This window comes from Vibrio sp. YYF0003 (assembly GCF_036350715.1).
Taxonomy (GTDB): domain Bacteria; phylum Pseudomonadota; class Gammaproteobacteria; order Enterobacterales; family Vibrionaceae; genus Vibrio; species Vibrio natriegens.
This window is the reverse complement of record NZ_JAZDWA010000002.1, coordinates 103,765-127,696: the sequence shown is the minus strand read 5'-3', so window position 1 is coordinate 127,696 and position 23,932 is coordinate 103,765. Positions and strand designations below refer to the sequence as shown.

General features: G+C 45.5%; 20 protein-coding genes. 8 read left to right on the top strand and 12 right to left on the bottom strand.

Going from position 1 to position 23,932, the window contains the following annotated elements; translation table 11 throughout:
- Nucleotides 1-92: 92 nt before the first annotated feature.
- The 4 genes from prpC to V1U08_RS07090 all read right to left on the bottom strand — a co-directional run bounded on the left by prpC (nt 93) and on the right by V1U08_RS07090 (nt 3,662).
- Nucleotides 93-1,235, bottom strand: a complete 1,143-nt coding sequence (prpC, locus tag V1U08_RS07105) for a bifunctional 2-methylcitrate synthase/citrate synthase (protein ID WP_020336340.1) — start codon at nt 1,233-1,235, stop codon at nt 93-95.
- A gap of 132 nt (nt 1,236-1,367) precedes the next feature.
- Complete coding sequence (prpB, locus tag V1U08_RS07100) at nt 1,368-2,264, bottom strand: methylisocitrate lyase (RefSeq protein ID WP_243974032.1); 897 nt, start codon at nt 2,262-2,264, stop codon at nt 1,368-1,370.
- A 12-nt stretch (nt 2,265-2,276) separates the two neighbouring features.
- Nucleotides 2,277-2,996 (bottom strand): GntR family transcriptional regulator, encoded by a 720-nt coding sequence (locus V1U08_RS07095; protein ID WP_014231938.1) that lies wholly within the window; start codon nt 2,994-2,996, stop codon nt 2,277-2,279.
- Nucleotides 2,997-3,263: 267 nt separating this feature from the next.
- Nucleotides 3,264-3,662: a GFA family protein gene (locus V1U08_RS07090; protein ID WP_020336342.1), complete on the bottom strand. Its 399-nt coding sequence runs from the start codon at nt 3,660-3,662 to the stop codon at nt 3,264-3,266.
- A 235-nt stretch (nt 3,663-3,897) separates the two neighbouring features.
- Here V1U08_RS07090 and V1U08_RS07085 point away from each other — a divergent pair, with 235 nt between their 5' ends.
- The 4 genes from V1U08_RS07085 to V1U08_RS07070 all read left to right on the top strand — a co-directional run bounded on the left by V1U08_RS07085 (nt 3,898) and on the right by V1U08_RS07070 (nt 8,079).
- Nucleotides 3,898-4,869, top strand: coding sequence for a tripartite tricarboxylate transporter substrate binding protein (locus V1U08_RS07085; protein ID WP_014231940.1), 972 nt, complete (start codon nt 3,898-3,900; stop codon nt 4,867-4,869).
- Between the two features lie 247 nt (nt 4,870-5,116).
- Entirely contained in the window at nt 5,117-5,611 is a 495-nt protein-coding gene (locus V1U08_RS07080) for a tripartite tricarboxylate transporter TctB family protein (RefSeq protein WP_330470296.1), read from the top strand.
- A gap of 19 nt (nt 5,612-5,630) precedes the next feature.
- Nucleotides 5,631-7,157: a tripartite tricarboxylate transporter permease gene (locus tag V1U08_RS07075; protein ID WP_330470295.1), complete on the top strand. Its 1,527-nt coding sequence runs from the start codon at nt 5,631-5,633 to the stop codon at nt 7,155-7,157.
- A gap of 151 nt (nt 7,158-7,308) precedes the next feature.
- Nucleotides 7,309-8,079 carry a sulfite exporter TauE/SafE family protein gene (locus V1U08_RS07070; protein WP_330470294.1) on the top strand — a complete coding sequence of 257 codons (771 nt, stop codon included), beginning with the start codon at nt 7,309-7,311 and terminating at the stop codon, nt 8,077-8,079.
- 66 nt (nt 8,080-8,145) lie between these two features.
- Here the strand turns inward: V1U08_RS07070 and V1U08_RS07065 are convergent, their stop codons facing one another.
- Both V1U08_RS07065 and exaC read right to left on the bottom strand, forming a co-directional pair.
- On the bottom strand, nt 8,146-9,117 hold the full coding sequence (locus V1U08_RS07065; RefSeq protein WP_014231944.1) for a TAXI family TRAP transporter solute-binding subunit: 972 nt from the start codon (nt 9,115-9,117) through the stop codon (nt 8,146-8,148).
- 211 nt (nt 9,118-9,328) lie between these two features.
- Nucleotides 9,329-10,849 (bottom strand): acetaldehyde dehydrogenase ExaC, encoded by a 1,521-nt coding sequence (gene exaC / locus V1U08_RS07060; protein ID WP_014231945.1) that lies wholly within the window; start codon nt 10,847-10,849, stop codon nt 9,329-9,331.
- Between the two features lie 257 nt (nt 10,850-11,106).
- On the opposite strand from exaC, the gene V1U08_RS07055 reads away from it, so the two are divergent.
- On the top strand, nt 11,107-12,864 hold the full coding sequence (locus V1U08_RS07055) for a sigma-54-dependent Fis family transcriptional regulator (RefSeq protein ID WP_330470293.1): 1,758 nt from the start codon (nt 11,107-11,109) through the stop codon (nt 12,862-12,864).
- Between the two features lie 78 nt (nt 12,865-12,942).
- Here the strand turns inward: V1U08_RS07055 and V1U08_RS07050 are convergent, their stop codons facing one another.
- Nucleotides 12,943-13,080, bottom strand: coding sequence for a hypothetical protein (locus V1U08_RS07050; RefSeq protein WP_014231947.1), 138 nt, complete (start codon nt 13,078-13,080; stop codon nt 12,943-12,945).
- A 492-nt stretch (nt 13,081-13,572) separates the two neighbouring features.
- On the opposite strand from V1U08_RS07050, the gene V1U08_RS07045 reads away from it, so the two are divergent.
- Nucleotides 13,573-13,776 (top strand): hypothetical protein, encoded by a 204-nt coding sequence (locus V1U08_RS07045; RefSeq protein WP_065296886.1) that lies wholly within the window; start codon nt 13,573-13,575, stop codon nt 13,774-13,776.
- A gap of 82 nt (nt 13,777-13,858) precedes the next feature.
- Here the strand turns inward: V1U08_RS07045 and gnd are convergent, their stop codons facing one another.
- Genes gnd through zwf form a run of 3 tightly spaced genes read right to left on the bottom strand, consistent with a single transcriptional unit; the run spans nt 13,859 to nt 17,561 of the window.
- Nucleotides 13,859-15,307: a decarboxylating NADP(+)-dependent phosphogluconate dehydrogenase gene (gnd, locus tag V1U08_RS07040; protein WP_014231949.1), complete on the bottom strand. Its 1,449-nt coding sequence runs from the start codon at nt 15,305-15,307 to the stop codon at nt 13,859-13,861.
- 35 nt (nt 15,308-15,342) lie between these two features.
- A complete protein-coding gene (gene pgl, locus V1U08_RS07035; RefSeq protein WP_014231950.1) occupies nt 15,343-16,062 on the bottom strand; it encodes a 6-phosphogluconolactonase in 720 nt (239 codons plus the stop codon).
- Nucleotides 16,059-17,561 carry a glucose-6-phosphate dehydrogenase gene (zwf, locus tag V1U08_RS07030; protein WP_065296887.1) on the bottom strand — a complete coding sequence of 501 codons (1,503 nt, stop codon included), beginning with the start codon at nt 17,559-17,561 and terminating at the stop codon, nt 16,059-16,061. Before zwf ends, pgl begins: the two co-directional genes overlap by 4 nt.
- A gap of 528 nt (nt 17,562-18,089) precedes the next feature.
- Between zwf and V1U08_RS07025 the strand changes: the two genes are divergently transcribed.
- The gene (locus V1U08_RS07025; protein WP_443089733.1) at nt 18,090-19,010 is read left to right on the top strand and encodes a helix-turn-helix domain-containing protein; all 921 of its coding nucleotides are present in this window, start codon (nt 18,090-18,092) and stop codon (nt 19,008-19,010) included.
- A gap of 120 nt (nt 19,011-19,130) precedes the next feature.
- A complete protein-coding gene (locus V1U08_RS07020; RefSeq protein ID WP_330470291.1) occupies nt 19,131-21,266 on the top strand; it encodes a TonB-dependent siderophore receptor in 2,136 nt (711 codons plus the stop codon).
- 83 nt (nt 21,267-21,349) lie between these two features.
- Here the strand turns inward: V1U08_RS07020 and V1U08_RS07015 are convergent, their stop codons facing one another.
- Together V1U08_RS07015 and V1U08_RS07010 are read right to left on the bottom strand one after the other, a co-directional pair.
- Complete coding sequence (locus tag V1U08_RS07015) at nt 21,350-22,036, bottom strand: response regulator (RefSeq protein ID WP_330470290.1); 687 nt, start codon at nt 22,034-22,036, stop codon at nt 21,350-21,352.
- A complete protein-coding gene (locus V1U08_RS07010; protein ID WP_014231955.1) occupies nt 22,033-23,652 on the bottom strand; it encodes an ATP-binding protein in 1,620 nt (539 codons plus the stop codon). The genes V1U08_RS07015 and V1U08_RS07010 overlap by 4 nt, the downstream gene beginning before the upstream one ends.
- Between the last annotated feature and the right edge of the window lie 280 nt (nt 23,653-23,932).

Sequence of the window (23,932 nt, the reverse complement as noted above, 5' to 3'; positions counted from 1 at the left end):
TTTGAGATGTAGTAGTCGTTCTAGTCACCTTTGTGATGAGAAATACTCCTTCCCCCATGTGGAGAGAATCGCATAGAGGAAGGAGTAACGCGCTAGCGTTTTTCGATAGGCACCCATTCCTGATGGTCTGGACCTGTGTAATCTGCGCTTGGGCGAATAATGCGGTTGTTCGCGCGTTGCTCATACACGTGTGCAGCCCAACCCGTTAAACGGCTCATCACGAATATCGGAGTGAACAGTTTGGTCGGAATGTCCATAAAGTGGTAAGCCGATGCATGGAAGAAGTCCGCATTACAGAACAGACCTTTCTCACGCTTCATCACTGATTCAACACGCTCAGATACCGCATATAGGTGTGTGTCACCCACTTGCTTCGACAGCTCTTCTGACCAGCGCTTGATCAACGCGTTGCGCGGGTCACTTTCGCGATAAATCGCATGACCAAAGCCCATGATCTTGTCTTTGTTAGCAAGCATTTGCATGATGTTCGCTTCTGCTTCATCTGGCGTCTGCCAATCTTCAATCATTTCCATCGCCGCTTCGTTTGCGCCGCCGTGAAGTGGACCACGAAGCGTACCGATTGCCGCAGTAATACAAGAGTGGATGTCTGACAGTGTTGATGCACAAACGCGTGCAGCAAATGTTGACGCATTAAACTCATGCTCTGCGTAAAGGATCAATGAACAGTGCATCACTTGTTTGTGCAGTTCCGTTGGCTCTTTACCAGTCAACAGTTTCAGGAAGTAACCACCGATGCTGTCTTGAGTCTGATCTTCAGTGTCGATACGTACACCGTCATGACTAAAGCGGTACCAGTAACAGATCATTGCAGGGAATAGCGCGAGCATACGCTCCGTTGATTGCAGTTGCTCTTCAAAGCTCATTTCCTGCTCTAAGTTACCCAACATTGAACAACCTGTACGCATTACGTCCATTGGGTGCGCAGTCGCAGGAATCAGTTCAAGAGCTTGTTTAAGCTCAGTTGGCAAACCACGAAGACTTAACAGGTGCGTCTTGTAAGCATCGAGTTCTTGTTGATTTGGTAAGTGACCACGTAACAGCAGGTGCGCCACTTCTTCAAATTGAGCATTATTGGCAAGGTCAGTAATATCGTAGCCGCGATAAGTAAGACCTGTTCCCGTTTTACCGACAGTACATAAAGCTGTGCTTCCAGCGCTTTGACCACGTAGGCCTGCGCCACCTAACTCTGCTTTCTTTGCTTCAGTTTGAGGCATTGTTTGAACTCCTTTTCTATCTGGCTGTGCTCTCTTTGGAGCGTTTTTATTCACCAGACAATTTTCACGTTATTGGATTTGATAAATTCCGATTATCTTTTCTTGGGCTTCCGTTTATTCTCTACTTCCCCGCTATTTTCCTTCTGAGAATAGCTGGTCAAGTTTGTCTTCGTATTCGTGGTAATTTAGGTGCTGGTATAGCTCTTTACGTGTCTGCATCGAATCAACCAGCGCTTCCTGATTGCCTACTTGTAGCAGGTGCTTGTAAACCGTTTCTGCAGCTTTGTTCATTGCACGGAACGCACTGAGTGGGTAAAGCACCATGTCCACTTTCGCTTTTGCCAACTCATCACATCCGTAAAGTGGCGTTGCACCGAACTCGGTAATGTTCGCCAGAATCGGAACATGTTTGCCCGTTGCTTGTTCAAGCGCATTTGAGAACTGTAGGTATTGATCCAGTTTGTTCATCGCTTCTGGGAAAATCATGTCCGCGCCCGCTTCCACGCAAGCAATCGCTCGTTCAATCGCGCTGTCCATACCTTCAACCGCAAGGGCATCGGTACGAGCCATAATCACGAAACTTTCGTCGTTACGCGCATCAACCGCCGCTTTAACACGGTCTACCATTTCTTGCTGGCTAACAATCGCTTTGTTTGGGCGGTGACCACAACGTTTCTGCGCTACCTGATCTTCCATGTGTACTGCAGCCGCGCCTGCTTTTTCCATTTGTTTGATCGTGCGAGCGATATTGAATGCACCACCAAAACCCGTGTCGATATCCACCAATAATGGCAAATCACAGGCGTTTGTAATGCGGTTAACGTCCACCAACACGTCATTGAGTGTGGTGATGCCTAGGTCTGGCAAACCGTATGAAGCATTTGCAATACCGCCACCAGACAAGTAAATCGCCTGATGCCCCAGGTTTTTCGCCATCATGGCGCAGTATGGGTTAACGGTACCGACAATTTGTAGCGGATTGTTTTGTTCAATGGCGAGTCTGAACTTCGCCCCCGGTGTTAAGCTCATGACGAATTCCTTCTAGTCTTTATCTAAACTTTCAGTTTCTGTATGAATAATCTGCGATTGGATGAGTTTTCGACTCCCAGAGATGTGTCGTCTCATTAACATTTCTGCAAGTTCTTCATCGCGATTACGAATGGCTTCCAAAATATATTTGTGTTCGTTGAGTGCTTCGTTTGGACGAGATTGCGAACGTGGTGACTGATAACGATACATGCGCAGTAAGTGGTACAACTCATCACACAACAAAGTAATCAACTTGCTATTTCGGCTTGCCTGAATAATGCGATAGTGGAAATCAAAGTCACCATGCTGGTGGAAGTAAGAAGAGCCTTCTACCTGGTCGATATGCTTTGAATGTGTCGACAATAGCATTTCTAAGCTCAATAGCTCTTCTTGGGTAATATGGCGAGCCGCAAGCCTTGCTGCCATCCCTTCTAGCGCTTCTCGTACCGAGTAAAGCTCAATCAGCTTTTCTGGAGAAAAGGTCGTGACTCTCGCTCCAACATGCGGGATACGTTCAATCAGACCCAAACCTTCCAAACGCATCAGCGCTTCACGTAAAGGCCCACGGCTGACTTGATATTTCCTGGCAAGCTCTGGCTCTGAGATTTTACTCCCCGGCGCAACATCACCGTTTACGATAACTTCTATCAAAGACTCCGTCAGTGTTTCAGACTTAGTGTGTTCTTTCTCAGAAGCTATCACTTTATAACGAGCTTTTAACTCAGAGTTCATATTCAGGCACTCACATCAATGACACCGAAATGTCTACAATTCCTTAACCTAAATATAAAATAAACGATCAAAGTGTCGACAATCAAGTAAATTGTCGACAATTTAGACTAAGGTCTTATTAAAAAATCGGATATAAACGAAATATAAGCGGGATGGTAGGTAAAATTGTCATACGAAAATCTTAATTGTCGACAATTACTCTACTCTTATCTATTTGATTATTAATAATAATCATGCGGGTAGATAAACAGATATTGAGTTACAGCGTCATTCTTTGGGCTCAAATTGCTCAAAGACTTGTTGTCCGGTCATCGTTTTTGAATCCGGATGGAGTTCGTAATACCCCGGTTTTTCGTCGGTAAAGATTTCCAAGGTCAGCTTAAAATTGGGGTTGTCGAACAATCCCGCAGATAAGATGTACTCATTGCTGGACAGCAAATGGTAGAACAGGTTCGAGCCACACTCGCCACAGAAACCTCTTACTGCCCACTCAGAAGACTGATAACGCTTAGGTTCCGAGCCTTTAAATGTGACGTCTGAGCCACAGTGCACCGCATGAAATGCACCGCTCGTCCATTTTCGGCACATGGAACAATGACATAAGCTGACTTCATTATTTGGTTCTGCAATAACTTCAATTGCACCACATAAACATGTCCCTCTCATCATTTCACTCCTTTGCTATTTTGGTGCGTTTATTATGGTTGGTTTCTGTTCACTTCGCGTGTTCTGGCGTGAACTTTATGAACAAAATCCCCACTATGCCCAATATTCTCTTTATCTACCTTTTGCAGACATATCGTTAACACTTATTTAACCTTTCAACAAAGTTCAGATTCAATGCTGAAACAACAATAAGACTCATCAACAGAATAGAGTCACTCACATAAGGAACGTGAACATGTTAAAGGTAATCAAACCAACGCTCGCCGCATCTATCATCGCAGCTTCATTTTCATTTAACGCTTTTGCTGCCGATATAGAAAAAGTGCATTTCCTCATTCCTGGTGGTGCCGGTGGCGGCTGGGATATGACAGCACGCGGTACGGGTGATGTTTTAATCAAATCAGACATCGTTGAAACCGTATCATTCCAAAACCTATCTGGTGGTGGCGGCGGTAAAGCCATCGCTCACTTGATTGAAACGGCGGATCGCCAAGAAGACACGCTAATGGTGAACTCAACACCAATCGTAGTACGATCTCTTAGCGGTATTTTCCCACAATCCTTCCGTGACCTAACCCCTGTTGCTGCAACTGTTGCAGACTACGGTGCTATTGTTGCGTCTGCAGACTCGCCGTATAACTCATGGGAAGATGCAGTAAAAGCGTTTGAAGAAAACCCACGTAAAGTGAAGATCGCTGGCGGCTCAGCTCGTGGTTCAATGGACCACCTGGTTATTGCGGCCGCATTTAAAGGCGAAGGTTTTGACGCACGTAAAGTCCGTTACATCGGCTACGATGCGGGCGGCAAAGCGATGGCTGCGCTACTTTCTGGCGAAACTCAACTCCTTTCAACTGGCTTAGGCGAAGTACTTGAAATGTCTAAATCTGGACAAGTTAAAGTGCTGGCTATTACTGCTCCTAAGCGATTAGATGCAGCGCCAAACATTCCAACTCTGACTGAATACGGCAATGAAACTGTCTTTGCTAACTGGCGTGGTTTCTTCGCTGCACCAGGAACCAGCCAAGAGAAAATCGACGAATGGAATTCTGCATTCACCAAGATGTACAAAACGGATGAATGGCAAGTCGTTCGTGACCGTAATGGCTGGATCGACAACTATAAAGCGGATAAAGATTTCTTCGCGTTCCTTGAAGATCAAGAGAAGCAAATGGGTGATCTAATGCGCGAATTAGGTTTCCTTCAGTAGCAGTAAACGGGGCTATTTCTCCAATACCAAGCCAGTAATGAAACCTGATTTGGTATTAGCCCCACCTGTATTTGCACTCTAAGTTTCACCGTATATGGGCATTGTCGACAATTATTTCGGCATACACACTCCTTTGTTTATAGATTGATAAGCGGATCGGCTAGCAGCGAAATGCTTAATTGTTAATGAATCACCTTGCTCATTAACGCCCATATACGGTCTTTTCTACCTTCGTTAGGAGTTGAAGATGTCTCGTTCAACCAATTTTTTTACCAAAGAAAACTTGCTCTGCCGCGATCGCGTCGGTGCGATGATCTTTTTACTTTTCTGTCTGGGCTACGGTTTCCAAACTTCTCAAATCGCATTGTTTCCTGGAGATGAATATGAACCGTTCACCGCTCGCACATTGCCGACAATTCTGACGTACATCGGTATCGGTTTAGCACTTTTACTGTTAGTCACCGGCCAGCCGAATAAGAAAAGTGGTGCTGTGTTGACGTTCAACTGGAAGTTGCTGATCTCATTTTTAGTGTTAATGGCACTATATGGCGTTGGCCTAACTTATCTGGGATTTGTGTTGGCGACCGGTTTCTTCCTTCTAGCAGGCTTTTACTTACTAGGTGAAAGACGTAAGCCGATTTTGTTTGGCGCTTCTTTCCCGTTTGTTATCGCCTTTTATTTATTGCTGACTCAAGGTCTAGATATCTACCTTGAGCCTGGTTTGATTTTTACCATCTGGTAACCAAAGAAAGGAAAGAGTTATGTTAGATGGAATTTTACAAGGTTTATCCACTGCGGTAATGCCAATGAACATCATGATGGTGATTGTTGGCTGTTTCGTTGGTACGTTTATCGGGATGCTACCGGGTCTTGGGCCTATTTCAGCTATCGCGTTGATGATCCCAATCACTTACGGTCTCGAACCTTCTTCTGGTTTGATTTTGATGGCTGGCGTTTACTACGGTGCGGTATTTGGCGGCTCTACGTCTTCAATTCTGATTAACGCACCGGGCTGTTCTTCAACGGTGGTAACGGCATTTGACGGTTACCCAATGGCGCAAAAAGGTCAGGCGGGTAAAGCATTAGCACTTGCTGCTTACTCTTCTTTCACTGGCGGTACACTATCGGCGATCATGTTGTTGGTTGCGGCTCCTGCACTAGCAAGTGTGTCGCTAAGTTTCCAATCCTCAGACTACTTCGCCTTGATGCTTCTTGGCTTGTCTGCGGTAGCCGCATTCGCTGGTAAAGGTCAGGTAATTAAAGCCTGGATGATGACCATTCTTGGCTTGATGTTGTCTACAGTCGGTATCGATAAAGGCGTAGGCGTAGAACGCTTTACGTTCGGACTGACTGACTTGATGGATGGCTTTAGCTTCTTGTTACTTGCCATGGCGACCTTTGCGCTGGGCGAAACGTTGATGGGAATTCTAAAACCTTCTGCAGATACGAGTAACGAAGAGCAAGACAAACTAAGCAACATCGGATCGATGAAAGTTACCAAAGAAGAAATTAAAGAAGTGGCACCTGTTTCTATTCGCTCTTCGATTCTAGGTTTCTTTACTGGCGTACTTCCGGGCGCAGGCGCAACGATTGCCGCATTCCTAAGCTACGGTTTGGAACGTAATCTGGCACCAAAAGACAAGAAGGAAGAGTTTGGTAAAGGCAGCATCCGTGGTCTGGTAGCACCAGAATCGGCGAACAACGCAGCATCAAGCGGCTCATTTGTACCACTGTTGACGTTGGGTATTCCAGGTTCAGGTACCACCGCAATCATGCTAGGCGCTTTGATCGCCTATGGTATTCAACCTGGTCCTCGCCTGTTTGTTGAACACCCGGATGTATTCTGGTCAGTGATTATCTCTATGTACTTTGGCAACATCGTACTGGTTATTCTGAACTTGCCACTGATTCCGTATATCTCGAAACTACTGGCGGTACCTAGAACAGTACTACTTCCGATGATTTTGTTTTTCTCAATCACGGGCGTGTATTTGGTCTCATTCAATACCATGGATGTGTTTGTGATGTTGCTTGTGGCGATGGCTGCTATCGCACTCCGATTAGCGAACTTCCCTCTCGCTCCGTTACTGCTTGGTTTCATCCTTGGCGGTTTAATGGAAGAGAACTTACGTCGAGCATTGATGATATCGGATGGTGAGTTGAGTTTCTTGTGGGAACGTCCTATTACTCTAACCTTTACGGTATTGGCAGTACTGGTACTAGGCAGCCCACTGTTAGTAAAACTGTTCCAGAAACTACGAGCTCAACCAGTAAAAGTTGAACAATAAATAAGTCACTCGTCCCCCATGATTGACTTCTACAAAGCCACCAGCTCGGTGGCTTTTTTCTTTGACCTTTCGCTACTATCTTTCTTGCATCAAGTTCAGTAGGGTTAACGCCTTAAAAATAAAACATAAAAACAAAAATCAAGGAAGACTTATGCTGCTGGAACTGACGTTGTTATTCGCTGCCGGAGTGATTGGAGGGATCATGAATTCTATTGCCGGAGGTGGCAGTTTTGTCACTTTTCCTGCGCTAATGGCAGTGGGTGTTCCTCCCGTCATCGCAAATGCCACCAACACCTATGCCTCTTGTGCTGGCTACATTAGTGGTGCAATAGGCTTTAGAGAAGAGATCCTCAAGAATAAGCAAGAGTTGCTGTTTACCATCAGCTTAAGCCTTATCGGTGGTGGCATTGGTGCCTACCTGTTACTGAATATTCCTGAGTCCGTGTTTTTGGAAGCGATTCCCTGGCTATTATTGTTTGCCACCTTACTGTTTATCTTTGGCTCACGTTTAACTAGGGCAATAAAAGCCTTAACCAAAGACCATAAACACGCCGGTATTTTAGGTGCAATCGCATTAGGCATTCTTTTAGTTGGGGTCGCTGCGTACGGTGGTTTTTTTAATGCGGGATTAGGTGTGATTGTACTGAGTTACCTGGTGATCGCAGGTCATCAGGACATCAATTTAATGAACGGATTGAAGCTGCTTGTATCGACCTCTGTTTCACTGGTCGCTATCGTTGTTTTTGTCGCGAATGGCTCTATCGACTGGAGCAAAGGAAGTGTCGTCATGGCAGGTACGTTAGTGGGCGGCTATCTCGCAGCCCGCGTGTCACGTCAACTGAATCCAAATCACGTTCGCAATTTTGTGGCACTTTTTTCAACGGCCATCACCGTCTACTTTTTCATTGATATCTACGCATAATCTAACCCCCTCAAACAAAAAAGCGCCATCAAATCGATGGCGCTCTGTGTATTGTAAGTTTGGACTTTATTTAATCAATCCAACTTCTTTGTAGTACTTCAATGCACCTGGATGAAGTGGTGCTGAAAGACCATCCTTCACCATTTCTTCTTTCTTCAGGTTAGCGAATGCAGGATGAAGACGGCGGAAGTCATCAAAGTTTTCAAACACCGCTTTCACAACGTTGTAGACCACATCTTCTGGTACTGCTGTTGAAGAGACAAACGTAGCACCCACACCAAATGTGTGAGCATCTTTTTCAGTTCCACGGTACATACCACCTGGAACCGTTGCGACACGATAGAAACTATTATCGGCAATCAGCTTAGCAACGTGTTCGCCTTCAATCTCTACGATATTGCTATCACATGAAGTGGTCGCCTCTTTTATCGCACCACTTGGGTGACCAACGGTATAAACCATCGCATCAATCTTGTTATCACAAAGTGCTTTAGACTGCTCAGAGGCTTTCAGCTCAGAAACCAGTTTGAAGTCATCATTTGTCCAGCCGTACTCTTTCATCAGAACTTCCATCGTACCGCGCTGTCCTGAACCAGGGTTACCAATATTCACACGTTTGCCTTTCAAATCATCAAACGAATTAATATTGGCATCTTTACGTGCAACGACAGTGAATGGTTCTGGGTGAACAGAGAATACCGCGCGTAGTTCTTTGAAAGGGCCTGCATCCGCAAATTGGCTGGTACCGTTGTAAGCATGATATTGCCAGTCTGACTGAGCGATACCCAAATCTAATTCACCGGAACGGATCGTATTAATGTTGTAAATAGAACCACCGGTACTTTCAACAGAACAACGAATTCCATGGTCAGCACGTGACTTGTTCACAAGACGACAGATTGCACCACCCGTTGGATAGTAAACCCCGGTCACCCCACCCGTACCAATCGTTACGAAGGTGTCTTCAGCAGCGACAGAGAAGCTCGCACTCAGTGCCGCAAGAGATGCGGTTATTGCAACTTGCTTAAACTTTAACATTGAACATCCTTTTTCCTTTTGTTTGTGACGGTTCAAGTATAGCAAGCGTTAATCGATTGATTATGCATGAGTTCACAGCATATAAAATTCGTTTACATGTTTGTATACAACAAATTTATTAATTGATAACAAAAAGCCCCGAATGTACGGGGCTTGAGTTAATACTGCTTTTTCTTAGTTACTGGAGCATTTTCTGATTAGAAGAGCCGAATTAAAAGAATCCTAGTGGATCAACGCTGTAACTGATTAGAAGGTTCTTGGTGTTTTGGTAATGACCCAACATCATCTTGTGCGTTTCACGTCCAATACCCGACTTCTTGTAACCACCGAACGCTGCGTGAGCTGGGTACGCATGGTAACAGTTGATCCAAACGCGGCCCGCTTCAATGTTACGACCCATACGGTAAGCCAGGTTTTGATCACGCGTCCAAACACCTGCACCTAAGCCGTACTCAGTATCGTTAGCGATCGCAAGTGCTTCAGCTTCGTCTTTGAAAGTCGTAATCGCGATAACAGGTCCAAAAATCTCTTCCTGGAAAACGCGCATCTTGTTGTGACCTTCCAATAGCGTTGGTTGAATGTAGTAGCCTTGCTCCAGGTCACCTTCTTGTTTCGCAGCGTCACCGCCAAAGACAACTCGCGCGCCCTCTTGACGGCCAATTTCTAAGTAGCTCAGAATCTTATCGAACTGTTCTTGTGAAGCTTGTGCGCCAACCTGAGTCTCTGTATCTAACGGGTTGCCTTGCTTGATTAACTTCGCTCGTTCGGCCACTTTAGCGACAAACTTGTCATAGATCGACTCATGAACCAACACACGTGATGGACAGGTACATACTTCACCTTGGTTAAAGAAGCCCAACAGCGTCCCTTCGATACATTTGTCGACAAACTCATCTTCATGATCAAACACATCTGGGAAGTAGATGTTTGGCGATTTACCACCCAACTCAACGGTAGAAGGAATCAGGTTGTCAGCTGCACATTTTAGAATGTGGTTACCGACTTGCGTTGAACCTGTAAATGCCAGTTTAGCGATGCGATTACTGGTTGCCAGTGCCTGACCCGCCTCTGAGCCATAACCATTTACCACGTTCACTACGCCTGGTGGAAGTAAATCAGCGATTTTTTCCATCAGAACCAAAATCGACGTTGGCGTTTGCTCTGCAGGTTTGAGTACCACACAGCAGCCTGCTGCTAACGCTGGCGCAAGTTTCCATGCCGCCATCAAGATTGGGAAATTCCAAGGAATGATCTGACCGACCACACCGATCGGTTCTGGAAAGTGGTACGCTGCCGTTGTCTCATCAATTTCAGCGGCGCTGCCTTCCTGAGCTCGAATACAACCTGCAAAATAACGGAAATGGTCGACAACAAGTGGGATGTCTGCTGCCAGTGTTTCACGGATCGGTTTACCATTTTCCCATGTCTCGACCAACGCTAGCTCTTCAATGTGCTGTTCAAGACGATCTGCAATTTTTAAAAGAAGATTAGAACGCTCTGCAGCGCTGGTTTTCGCCCACTTTTCTCTGATGTTGTGTGCCGCATCCAATGCTAAATTGATATCAGCTTCACCAGAACGAGCCACTTTACAATACGGCTTTCCGTTAATTGGAGAAATATTGTCGAAGTACTCTCCTCCGGTCGGTTTCACCCACTCTCCACCGATGAAGTTGTCGTAATGTGATTTGAAGTTCACGATGGCATTTTCACTACCTGGTTGTGCGTAAATCATAACTCTTCCTTTTGTTTCTCGTTCAGTTAGTGTTTGAAACACTTTGTTTTTCTGACAGTGTCATAGTCACTGTTAACGAAGAGTAATACGCAAGTCACAGGCCAAGTAAGAGATACTTGTTGTTAATTAAATGTAACACTATGATTACCAAGCGATAACAAATTAAGTGAGTGTTGTTTGAATAGATGTATGGTGTGAACACCAGTGTTCAAGTGTTCCAAAATGGCACATGCTCACTGTGACAAAATGGTACAGTCATGGAAATTCAACCTATTACGGATAACAATTGGCTTTCGACTTCTTGGCTTAGAAGTGAACAAGCGGGTCTAAAACAGCGCCGACTCCCTGAAGATGTCCGTGTCAACTCGGCGACACTTAAGGACAGACGTCACCAATTGAATTTTCTGCTAGATGCAGTTAAGCAATTTGCGCTGCCTCTGTTTAACCAAATTTTCGCACACAGTAATAGTCGACTGATTCTTACGGATGCAGATGGCGTGATCATTGGTAGCTGGGGAAAACCAAGATTTAGAGAGAAACTGACCGAAATTGCCCTTAGCTCAGGTGCCTGTTGGCAGGAAAAGCTGAAAGGTACAAACGCCATCGGCACTGCTTTAGTCGAGGCTAAACCAGTCTCGGTAATTGGCGATCAACACTTTATCCAACACCATCGTTTCATCAGTTGCTCTGCAAATCCTATTTTCGACCATCTAGGCAGGCTACTCGGGGTCTTAGACATCACCAGCGAACAGGAAAAGCATGATCTGTCCACTCAAGTGTTAGTGCAGAATATGGTTCAGTTGGTCGAAAACCAGATGCTAAATCAGATTCCAAGTGGTCATATTCGGGTCGATTTAGCCTGCGACAAGAATCTATTAAACAGCGGCTGGCAAGGCATAATTATCGCCGACGAAGCAGGTGAAATTTTGGCACACAACCAAGTTGCCTCTCAGTTACTCGACCGAAGCACAGTGGTGGGTCAATCATTAGAAGAGATTTTAGCGCATCAGAACTCAGACCAACCTATCGTATTCAAAACGGCACCACTCTCAAAAACAAAAATTCAGTCCCGCTCCTTAAGTGCCTCCAATGATCTTCATTTTGGCGACTCGAAAGTTGAACACTGTTGGCAACAAGCAAACCGCGTTATCGATAAAGACATCAGTTTATTGATACTGGGTGAAACTGGCGTGGGTAAAAACGAGTTTGTGAAAGCGCTGCATAAAAATAGCCAGCGAAAAAGTGGCCCTCTGGTGGCAGTCAACTGTGGCGCACTGCCTAAAGATCTGATTGAATCCGAGTTGTTTGGCTATGTTGCGGGAGCCTTTACCGGGGCAAACAGCAAAGGCTATCAGGGTAAGATCCGTCAAGCCCACAAAGGCACACTATTTCTCGATGAAATTGCTGACTTACCAATCGCTGCACAAAGCCGCCTATTACATGTACTTCAGGACAAAACGGTACTTCCTGTTGGGTCCAATCAAAGCGTTCAAGTGGATACTCAGATTATTGCGGCAACACACAAAGATCTTGAAGCCTTGGTTGAACAAGGCGAATTCCGACAAGATTTATATTATCGCTTGAATGGGTTGATCATCGAGTTGCCTAGATTGGAAGAGCGACAAGACAAGCAGAAGCTGATTGAAAGTCTTCACCGCCGACATGCGGAACCAAATCAACACTTATGCCCTCACCTATTATCTCTGCTGCTCTCATATTCGTGGCCGGGTAACTTGCGAGAGCTCGATAGCCTGATTAAAGTTTCTGCACTAATGGCACAAGGTGAGGCGGTGTTAGAGCTTGCTCATGTCCCAACTCACTTATCTAAGAAACTTAGCCAGATACAACAACAGGCAAGCGCAGAACCGACTACGGATATACGTACTACAGTCGAAGACAAACTGGTAAAAACCTACCAGGCCAATCAAGGGAACATCAGTAAGACATCTCGTATGCTCGGTGTGAGCCGGAATACGATTTATCGGAAACTGAAGAGCATGGGAATGATTAAGTAGTCAATCATCGTTAATGATGGCTATGAAGGCGATTTGAAGAGCACCCTCAATAGGTGCTCTTTCTTTTTATTGTTGGCGTTAGAGTCCGCCAGCTTGTTGTGCCTGTTTAACCAATGCCTGACGTTGAGTTTCCTTTTCAGATACCACTTTATTGTTCTTTTGAGTGTCCTGCTCCAATTTGGCAGGGTTAAAAACAAAGTACTTGTTAAGAGTCATCTTGAGAACCTCAATGAGTTGTGATTGTTACCTTTAAGCCTTTAAAAAGAGAATCAGTGAAAACGGATTTCTCTGGTGGCTTGTGGCTGATGTTGAAGATAGTGTGTATTTAAAAGTGACACATCCTCCATTTACGAAGATATTCCGGGCGTAGTTCAAGGGCTTACCTAATACGACTGTCAGAGTAATAACACTAATAACAGAACGCGTGATAACGGTTCTTATTACTTGCTTGGCAGCAACTTATTGTCTCAAAAAGAAAAAAAGCATGCCTCAACGACCAGGCGTAAAGGATGAGTTTTGCTCTGGATTGAAAGTACACTTGCCCTGCATATCTCTTCATTTCAATGAAAATTTTGTCTACAGGTTCAACATTCAACCTTTTTTGAGAAATATTTAGCTGTTTTTTTAGGCGCTAAAGCAAAGAAATGGAGACAATCACAATGAAGTGAGAGCTCTCTTGACTCTACCCACTAACATTTGGGAGGCGTTATGAAAAGTAACAAGCTAGGTCATGTGATGTCATTTAGCAGAATGTTTTCTTTTATTGCGTTTTTGACCGCCACACTCGCTTGGATTCTGAGCATGTATGCGTTATTTACGGTCTCCGCTGCAGCTCTGGTTATCAGCGTAATCCTGTACTTAAAAGATAAATTTCTCCACTCTAAACGTCACACTAAAGGAAAGAGTGCCTGAAGACTCTCGCCTTGGTTTTTCCAACACAAAATGGATGCCACTTGGGCATCCATTTAGATTGTGTCAGTGTACTTAAAACGTATTAAACGTCGTAAGTTGTAGACGCTGTGTCACCGCCTGTACCAGTCCAGTTAGTGTGGAAGAATTCGCCACGTTCACGGTCGATACGCTCGTAAGTGTGAGCACCGAAGTAGTCACGTTGAGCTTGAAGCAGGTTAGCAGGTAGACGAGCTGTTGTGTAACCGTCTAGGAAAGTAAGCGCAGAAGTCGTACATGGCATTGGGATGCCTGCTTCTAGAGACTTAGCTGCAACTTTACGCCACGCTACCAGGCTGTTTTGTAGGATGCCTTTGAAGTAATCATCAGAGCCTAGGAACGCTAGATCTGGGTTCGCTTCGTATGCATCACGGATGTTGCCTAGGAACGCAGAACGGATGATACAACCACCACGCCACATAAGAGCAACGTTACCGTAGTTTAGGTCCCAGCCGTTTTCGTTAGACGCTTCGCGCATTAGCATAAAGCCTTGAGCGTAAGAGATGATCTTAGACGCTAGAAGCGCTTGACGTAGTGCGTCAACCCACTCTTGCTTGTCGCCTTCAACTGGAGTGATTGTCTTGCCGAATAGTTTTTCAGCTTCAACACGTTGGTCTTTCAGTGCAGACAGGCAACGAGAGAATACAGACTCTGAGATAAGCGTTAGAGGAATACCTAGGTCTAGTGCGTTGATACCCGTCCATTTACCGGTACCTTTTTGGCCAGCCGTGTCCAGGATCTTCTCAACTAGCGCTTCGCCGTCTTCATCTTTGTAGCCAAGGATGTCAGCTGTGATTTCTACCAGGTAGCTGTCTAGCTCAGTTTTGTTCCAGTCAGCAAATACAGCTTGCATCTCGTCTGCAGACATACCAAGACCGTCTTTCATGAACTGGTAAGCTTCAGTGATCAGCTGCATGTCGCCGTATTCGATACCGTTGTGAACCATCTTAACGAAGTGACCTGCACCATCGTTACCAACCCAGTCACAGCAAGGCTCGCCAGCGTCAGTTTTCGCAGAGATACCTTGGAAGATAGGCTTAACTGCTTCCCAAGCTTCTGGTGCGCCACCTGGCATGATAGATGGACCAAAACGTGCGCCTTCTTCGCCACCAGATACACCAGTACCGATGAAGTGGATGCCTTTTTCACGTAGTGCTGCAACGCGACGGTTTGTATCTGGGTAGTTAGTGTTACCACCGTCGATGATGATGTCGCCTTTGTCTAGCAGAGGAACTAGCGCGTCGATGAACTTATCTACAACGTCACCTGCACGAACCATCAGCATTACTTTACGTGGTGCTTCTAGCTTTTCTACTAGCTCTTCAAGAGAGTATGCGCCAACGATGTTAGTGCCTTTTGCTGGGCCTTCCAGAAACTCGTCTACTTTAGCTGCAGTACGGTTGTGAGCCACAACTTTAAAGCCGTGGTCGTTCATGTTTAGGATAAGGTTCTGACCCATTACCGCAAGGCCAATTACACCGATATCACCTTTCATTGTTTCTCTCCAATTGTGTTCTATTGACGAGCAGCTTATTTAGCAATTTTTGCTGCTGCGTCTAAATCTAAATACCACTCAGTCAGGCCAGCTTTTGACTGGACCTTCGCTGCCGGATATGGCAATTCTTCTGCAGGTGAGTTGTTAATCTCTTCAACGATATCCGCTTTACCTGCGCCAAGTACCAAGTAACTGATGCGTTTTGCTGCTTCCAGAACGCGCGCTGTTTTCGACACGCGAAGCTGACCAGATTCAGGATGCGATGCAATGACAGACAAGTTTGTGTCGTCATAGTTGGTTTGACCAGGGAACAGAGATGCCGTGTGACCGTCCGCACCAACGCCTAGCAAGATCCAATCGAATACTGGAGCACCGTGTAGAGACGGGATCGCATCCAGCATTTCTTTTGCAAATCGCTCAGCTTCAGCTTGTGGATCATCTTCACCACGGATGCGGTGGATGTTCTCAGCAGGCAAGTTTACCTGGCTAAAAAGAAGTGCGTTCGCTTCGCCATAGTTACTTTCTGCATCATCAGGAGCAACACAACGCTCATCACCCCACCAGAAGTGCAGGTTTTGCCATTGAACTGACGTCGCGTAAGCATCCGATGCTAGAAGTTTAAACAGCATTTTTGGCGTGCTGCCACCTGAAAGCGAGATGTGAACAGGTCGGCCCATTTCGCTAAACGCTTTCATGTCGTTTGCTAGGCTTTCTACTACCTGTTCTGCTGTTTGATAGATCTTATGGTTGATCATAGTTCACAGTAGTCCGTATCTGTTAAGTTTTTACATGGGAAACGCCAAGCACGGTCATCGCGCTGTAGCAAGTCATCCGACTCTTTAGGGCCCCACGTACCACATGCGTATCCAAAGAGTGATTGCGGGTCTTGTTTGAAGTCCAGAATTGGCTGCACATACTGCCAGCATGCTTCAACTGCGTCACTACGCGCAAACAATGTCGCGTCACCGTTTAGTGAGTCAAGCAGCAAGCGCTCGTAAGCCGTCAGCATTTGCGTTTCTTCTAGAGAAGTGTAGTGGAAGTTCATCTTCACTTCTTTGGCCTTAAAGCCTGCACCTGGCTCTTTCAAACCGAAACTCATCTGGATGCCTTCGTCTGGCTGAATACGGATGATCAGTTTGTTTTCTGGTGCATTTTGGCCAAACACTGGGTGTGGCGTCGCTTTAAAGTGGATAACCACTTCTGTTACGCGCGTTGGCAGTCGTTTACCTGTGCGCACGTAGAAAGGAACACCATTCCAACGCCAGTTGTTGATGTGTGCTTTCAGACCGATGTAAGTCTCGGTACGAGAGTCATCAGCAACGCCGTTTTCTTCACGGTAGCCCAGTAGGTGCTGACCACGAACATCAGATGCCGTGTACTGACCTAGAACAAGGTCATTACGAAGCGCTTCTTCATCCAGAGGTTTCAAACACTGAAGTACTTTTACTACTTCATCACGCATCGAATCAGCATTGATTTGTGCTGGCGGCTCCATACCAACCATCGCTAATACTTGTAGCAAGTGGTTTTGGAACATATCACGCACTGCGCCAGAGTTATCGTAGTAGCCACCACGCTCTTCTACACCCAGGAATTCCGCACCTGTGATTTCGACGTAATCAATGAAGTTACGGTTCCACAGAGGCTCAAACATCGCATTTGAGAAACGGAAAACAAGCAGGTTTTGAACCGTTTCTTTACCTAAGTAATGGTCGATTCGGTAGATTTGATGCTCTTGGAAATGCTCGTGGATTTCTTTGTCCAGAATACGGGCTGATTCTAGATCGTAACCGAAAGGCTTTTCGATGATCAGACGTTTCCAGCCATCTTCTTCGCTGTTTAAACCATGCGCTGCAAGACTTGCCGGGATCACGCTGTATAAGCTTGGAGGGGTCGCTAGATAGAAAAGCGTATTACGCTGCTCTAGCTTGTAGTCGATGGCTAGTTGATCTAATCGAGTCACCAACTTGCCGTAATCTTGGGTGTCAGAGGTATTGATAGCTTGGTAGTGCAGATGGTTAATAAATGCATTAAGCGTTTCTGGCTCTGTTTTTTCCATCTCCTGAAGCGATTTCTTCAGCTTCTCGCGGTAAGATTCATCACTGTATTCAGTTCGACTTACGCCCAGAATCGCAAAGTTATCTGGAAGCTGCTTATTCGCATAAAGGTGGTATAAAGCAGGAATTAACTTACGGTATGTAAGGTCGCCTGAAGCACCAAAAATAACGATGCTGCTGTTTTCTGGTATTACCATCATCTTTCCCTTAAAAACGAGGTACTTATTGTGTGCCAGGATATGGCTCAAGGATTTGCCTACCCTATCAATGGCACTTCAAAATAGAAAATTGCTCTTACCTATTACGTTGATAGGTAAGTCAAATTAGGCCCAAAGAACCTCAATAAGTGATGCTCGTTTACCACTTCAAAGCACGACTTGCTGAGGTCATTTAGGTCAAGGAGCCCTCCGTCACTTAGGTTAAGGAGAGTCCGACACGGTGCAGTATTGTCTACGACAATTTGATTTACATCAACACTTGCCAGTGCAAACGTTTAAATAAGTTGCAGAAAAACGGTTAACTCATTGTATTTTATATATAAAAAATCTATAACCAGAACCACTCTCAATTTGAGTAAAAACTCAAAAGTGGGCAAAAATTATTCTTTTAATAATCAAAGCAGTAGTTACTTTGATCATGACACTTATCATTTACCATTAATCATTGTTGATAATCATTCTCAATAATAGATAATATGACGCATGTCTACCTACAACGATAACGCAATGAATGCTGGCGTAACCCGCACACACCCCATAAACCGTATTCAGAATGTGCTTGATTACATCCATAACAATTTGGAAATGCCTCTGAATGTTGATCACCTTTCGCAGCAAAGTTGTTGGTCCCGATGGCAATTACAACGAGTTTTTCAGCAACACACTGGAATGTCAGTGGCTCATTACGTTAGAGAACTAAAATTAAGCTACGCCGCCGAGCGTCTGGTCAATAGTTCTGAACGCTCACTGGATATCGCGATGGATCTCGGCTTTACTTCAGAAAATGCCTTTAGCCGCGCTTTCAAACAAATGTTCTCTGTAAGCCCCAGAGAGTATCGCCAAAAACAGCAGTTGTCTGGCCTTAGGCAGCCTCTGAGTTTGGTGTTTGCCCCCGAAGCTTCAAGACTAGATGCTCACTTTGCCGATGTAAGAATCGAAACAAAACCGGCGTTTTACCTAAGAGGTGTTCACCAGTCCATCAATGGCCTGTTCTCCTCCGAGCCAGATTTTCAATGGATCGTGCCCAAACTATGGGACCGTCTTTTTTCAGTCAAAAAGCATCTCTATCAAGATGCTTGTCTTGGCGTCATTGACGTGACGAATGCTCATGCAAGTTGTTCTCAGCTGGAATATTGGGCGGGTTACCCGTTCGAAAGTGATCAAGTATCCAACAGCAGTGATGAGACTTTTTCTCCGTTGGATTCTTTGTTTGTCCCGCAACAAAGCTACGCCGTTATCACTCACAATGGCAAAGCTTCCAAGTTAGCGCAGACCCTGGAATGGTTCATCCTTCACTGGCTGCCGAACTCAAACTACCGTGGTATCGACGGGTACGAACTGGAAATTTATCCCAGAGACTACCAACCTGAAAGTGAAGACGCTCAAATGCAATACTGGCTCCCGGTAAAACCCTCAGATTCAAAGTAAAGATTTGCTGCAGCACGCAGTGACAACGCTATCTTTGCACCAAATTGTTAACTTTTCTCTTTCCCCTGCCTATAGAATACAAATAACAATCATTATCAAATAAAAAGTAGTGGAATAGATATGAAATGCCCAGCCCGATTTCAACGCTCAGCCCTCGCTGCCGTTGTTTCTGCACTTGTCTCTGGCTCTGTCATCGCCAATGAAGGTCAATCACAATACGAGACCATCACTGTACTTGGCGAAACTTACCGCAATACCGCAACAAAAACGGCACTAGCACCAGAAGAAACGCCTCAGGCGATCACCATCCTTACCAAAGAAGAAATGGATGTACGTGGTGTCAGTACCATCAGTGAGGCGTTGCGTTACGCGTCCGGTGTCAATACTGAACTGCGCGGAGGGGCCGTTTCTCGCCTCGATCTGTTTAATATTCGTGGTTTCATTAACTACACCAATTTTTACGATGGTCTTCCCCTACTCTTCAATGGCTGGAACCTTCAGCCACAAATTGATGCCGTGGCATTGGAGCAGATTGAGGTTTTCAAAGGACCAACGTCGGTTCTGTACGGAAACATCCCGCCAGGTGGCATGGTGAATATCATTGCTAAAACGCCACAGTCTGAACCTGAAAATAGTCTCGCCATAAGAACTGGTTCTAATCATCTAAAAGAGGTGAGTTTCGACACAACTGGACAATTAGGCTACTCTGACGTGGATTATCGCTTAGTCGGCTTGGCAAAACAGCAGGACGGACAGGCCGAGACTTCAGAGGAGGAGCGCTACGTTCTCGCTCCTTCCTTCAACTGGCAAGCGACCGAAAACACGCTGGTGAATGTAAATGTCTACTATCAGAACGATCCTTCTGCGGGAATATATACCACAGTGCCAGCTGCGGGTTCGGCTTCAAATAACCCACTCGGTTCAATGTCTCCGAACACTTATTTAGGCGATGAAAACTGGAACACATACGAACGTGAAGTTCTTATGGTGGGATATAAAATTCAGCATGACTTCAACCATAGCTGGCAGTTTTTGCAAAATGCTCGCTACATGACAGCGGACGCGTATCAGGAAAACACCTATAACAGTGCCCTCGCGGCTGATAACCGCACCGTTGGACGTAACGCCTACCTCACCGATGAAGAATCCATGTCATTTGTTGTCGACAACCAGTTGTCAGGCTTTATCAAAACAGGCAACTGGGAACATAACCTGCTTTTTGGTTTGGACTATCAATACTTAGACTCGGATGTGAAGTACAAAGATACGCTCGACTACTCGTTGACACAGGACATTTTTAATCCTGACCACAATCAAATTGATAGGAATGCTCTGAATTTCCAATATCAACAAAATCTTGATATTCAGACCAAGCAGATTGGTGTCTATTTCCAGAACCAAGCGCGTTACGACAAACTAGTAATGATTGCTGGTCTACGTTGGGATAAGTACGAGTCAGATACGGATACCACCAGTGATTACCTTGGTTCTATCTCCAACAGCAAAGAAAAGCTGGATGACACCAATGTTTCGTTCCGTGTTGGCGGTCTATACGAACTTGATTTCGGAATGTCGCCTTACCTGACCTACTCCGAAAGTTTCGAACCGATTGCCGGAGCAGATGCGAATGGCAATGCATTTGAGCCTTCAACAGGGCATCAATGGGAGCTGGGTTTTAAATATGCACCATGGGGAAGTGATATTTCGGGCAACTTAGCGCTCTTTCATATCACCAAGAAAAATACCATCTTGAACGACCCGAACAACCCTTATGCGCCAAATTATCAAGCGGGTGAAGTCGTCTCTCAAGGTGCCGAGTTAGAGGCAAAATGGCAGGCAACGCCAAAAGCAGACTTAACGCTTAACTACACCTTCATTGACATGGAAATCACCGAAGACAGTTATTACGGTCAAGAAGGTAAAACTCCAGTCTGGGTGCCAGAGCAAATGGCATCGCTGTGGGCGAATTACTACTTTGAAGGCGCGTTGTCCGGACTACAAACCAGCGCAGGCGTTCGCTATGTTGGAGAGTCGCAAATGGACGCTCAGAACAGTGAGCAAGTTGCGGATTATACGCTGGTAGATGTATCGGCAAGCTACGACTTCTCTTCTGTGTCTAAATCACTTGAAGGTGCCGCGGTTACGCTGTCTGCATCCAACCTGTTTGATAAAGAGTACTACTCTTGCTACGACAAAAGTAACTGCTGGTTTGGCGCAGAGCGCTCTGTTGAAGCCAAGTTAGAGTACAAGTTTTAGTTCGCTGGCAAGGTTTCAACTTTGAAATAAAAAACGGTGGCTTCAATGCCACCGTTTTGGAAGATCTAACTGGCCAGAATAGGTTACCTTGTCACTTTCTTATAACAGCGCTCAGGACGCCCCACCGTGCCGTAATTTAAATCAGCCTCTAATTCACCAGAGCTAATTAAGTATTCCAGATATCGTCTTGCCGTGGTTCGACTAGCTCCGATTTTTTCTCCGGCCTCATCCGCAGTGAGCATTTCTTCACCCGGGAACAAGTCTCGGATTTTATCTAGCGTCACACTATCAATGCCTTTTGGCAGACGTTTTGCGCCTGTGTCAGCAATATTGTTCGACTGAAACATCTTATCAACCTGACTCTGATCCAGACTGCCTGCGACATCAAATCGCTCACGCTGTGCAAGATACTTTTTCAGTGCTACCTCTAACCTCGGAAACATAATTGGCTTAAGCAGGTAGTCGACAACTCCACCACGCATGGCTGTTTGCAGCGTATCAACATCCCTCGCAGCGGTAATAAGAATGACGTCGCAAGTTTGATTTTTAGCACGTAACGTATTGAGGATCTCCAGCCCTGTCCCATCGGGTAGATACACATCCATCAGCAGTAAATCGGGGTTGAGTATCTCCAATTGCATTTCTGCTTCCATTCGCGTTGTAGCTATGCCCACCACCTCTAAGCCGGACAGTTGGCTGAGGTATTTATGGTGGAGTTCTGCAATAGCGAGATCATCTTCGATGATCATGACACGCGTTGCCGTCTTCATATTTGTTCTTCCTTAGGCAAATACACGGTTATTCTCGTTCCATATTGCGTATTCGGCAGCATCTCAACATGACCGTGATAGCGTGTGGCGAGTTGATTGACCAAGTGCAACCCCACACCGCGATTATGGAGTGCTTTTGTTGAAATGCCCTTTTTGAAAAGTGTTTGTGGTTCAATGTTTTCTGGCAGCCCACAGCCCTGATCGCTGACTTCCATGATCACTTCGTTACCGTAGTCACTCAGCGATACCTCGATGTCACGTCGTTCAATCGCCACCGTCGACTCTTCACGAATCGTCGATAACGTCGCATCAAAAGCGTTGTCAATTAAGTTACCCAAAATGGTCACCAAATCCTCTGCGTTCAACCATTCAGGTAGCGGCTCTAAGCGGCTCCCTTCTTCCACAACCAGGTTTAAACCAAGCTCGCGAGCACGTTCTGTTTTTCCCAACAGCATACCCGCAATCAGAGGATCTTTTATCGTGTCGCGCAGAAACTCGATCATCGCTTGATAATGTGCGGTTTCTTGGCCTATTAGTTTTTGCACCGCATCAAGCTCCCCCATTTGGACAAGCCCACTAATGGTGTTGAGCTTGTTTCTGTGCTCATGCGTCTGCGAACGTAACAGTTCCGCGTATTCCTTTGTCTGAGATAACTGTTCTGTTAGCTCACTGATCTCGTCACGTAAGCGAAAACTGGATACCGCACCCACGACTTTTCCATCAACGTATATTGGGGAACGATTGGCAATTAAGCGTTTGTGGTTGAGGTAAATTTCAATGTCGTGATCTTCTTGACCCGTTTCAAGCACGGTATATAAATCGCTATCACGTAATGTGTCTGTTAACGGTTTATTGAGTGCCGTTTCTCTGTCGATTCCTAATATCTGACACGCGCTGCGGTTTATTGAACGAAGGACACCTTGAGAATCAATGCTTAATATCCCTTCTTTAATGGTCCCCATCGTGACTTCGAGCTCACCATACAAGCGGCCAATTTCTTCAGGTTCAAAGCCCAGGATGGCACGTTGAAACTTTCTTGAGGCATAGTTAGAAACCACCGCATTTGCGATAACCACGATAATTACCATCAGAATTAAGAAGGTTAAGAAAGGCTCGATGCGATCTTGTAACCGCTCGAGCAAATAACCTACCGACACGACCCCAATGACTTGGCCTTTATCGTCAAAAATTGCGGCTTTGCCTCGAATGGAGTAACCCAATGAGCCCTTCGCTGTCGATATATATGACTTGCCTTCATCGAGCGCTCGTTGGTTATCACCGCCTTTCATTGGCTTTCCTATCCGCTCATCGATAGGGTGAATGACACGTACCCCATTTCGGTCGCCAATGACAATAAATGCCGCACCGATCGCTTGAGTCAGCTCGCGAAAACGTTCTTGATAACGTTGTGGATCATCACTCTCAATGATTTCACGCACGATCTCGGAGTTTGCTAAAAACTGAGCAATACCGAGCGCTTTCTCACCCATTTCCTGCTCTTGATTGACTTTCAGGTACGTAACCCCTGCAGCGACAAGGAGCAGTAACTCAATGAGACCAGAAAGTGTCATAATAATGAGCATTCGCTTACGAAAGCTAATGGTGCTCCAACTCATTATTTACTCCTCATCAACACCTTCCAAGCCACATAAGTTAACATTGAGTTAACAGTCAGGCTGTTATCAGATAGCAAATCTGTGAACAACACAAACAAACAGCAAAGTTTGTGCTCAAATAATAGACGGCATGAAAGCGTTAAAGACAATCATTCACCAAAAAATGGGGAATCACCTTATATTCAACAGCATACATAGCACTTACTCGGAAACATGAATTCGATCACGCCAATTTAGGCGATTTTTAAAGCGCCCTTAGGTTTTCAAGCGTATAATTTTT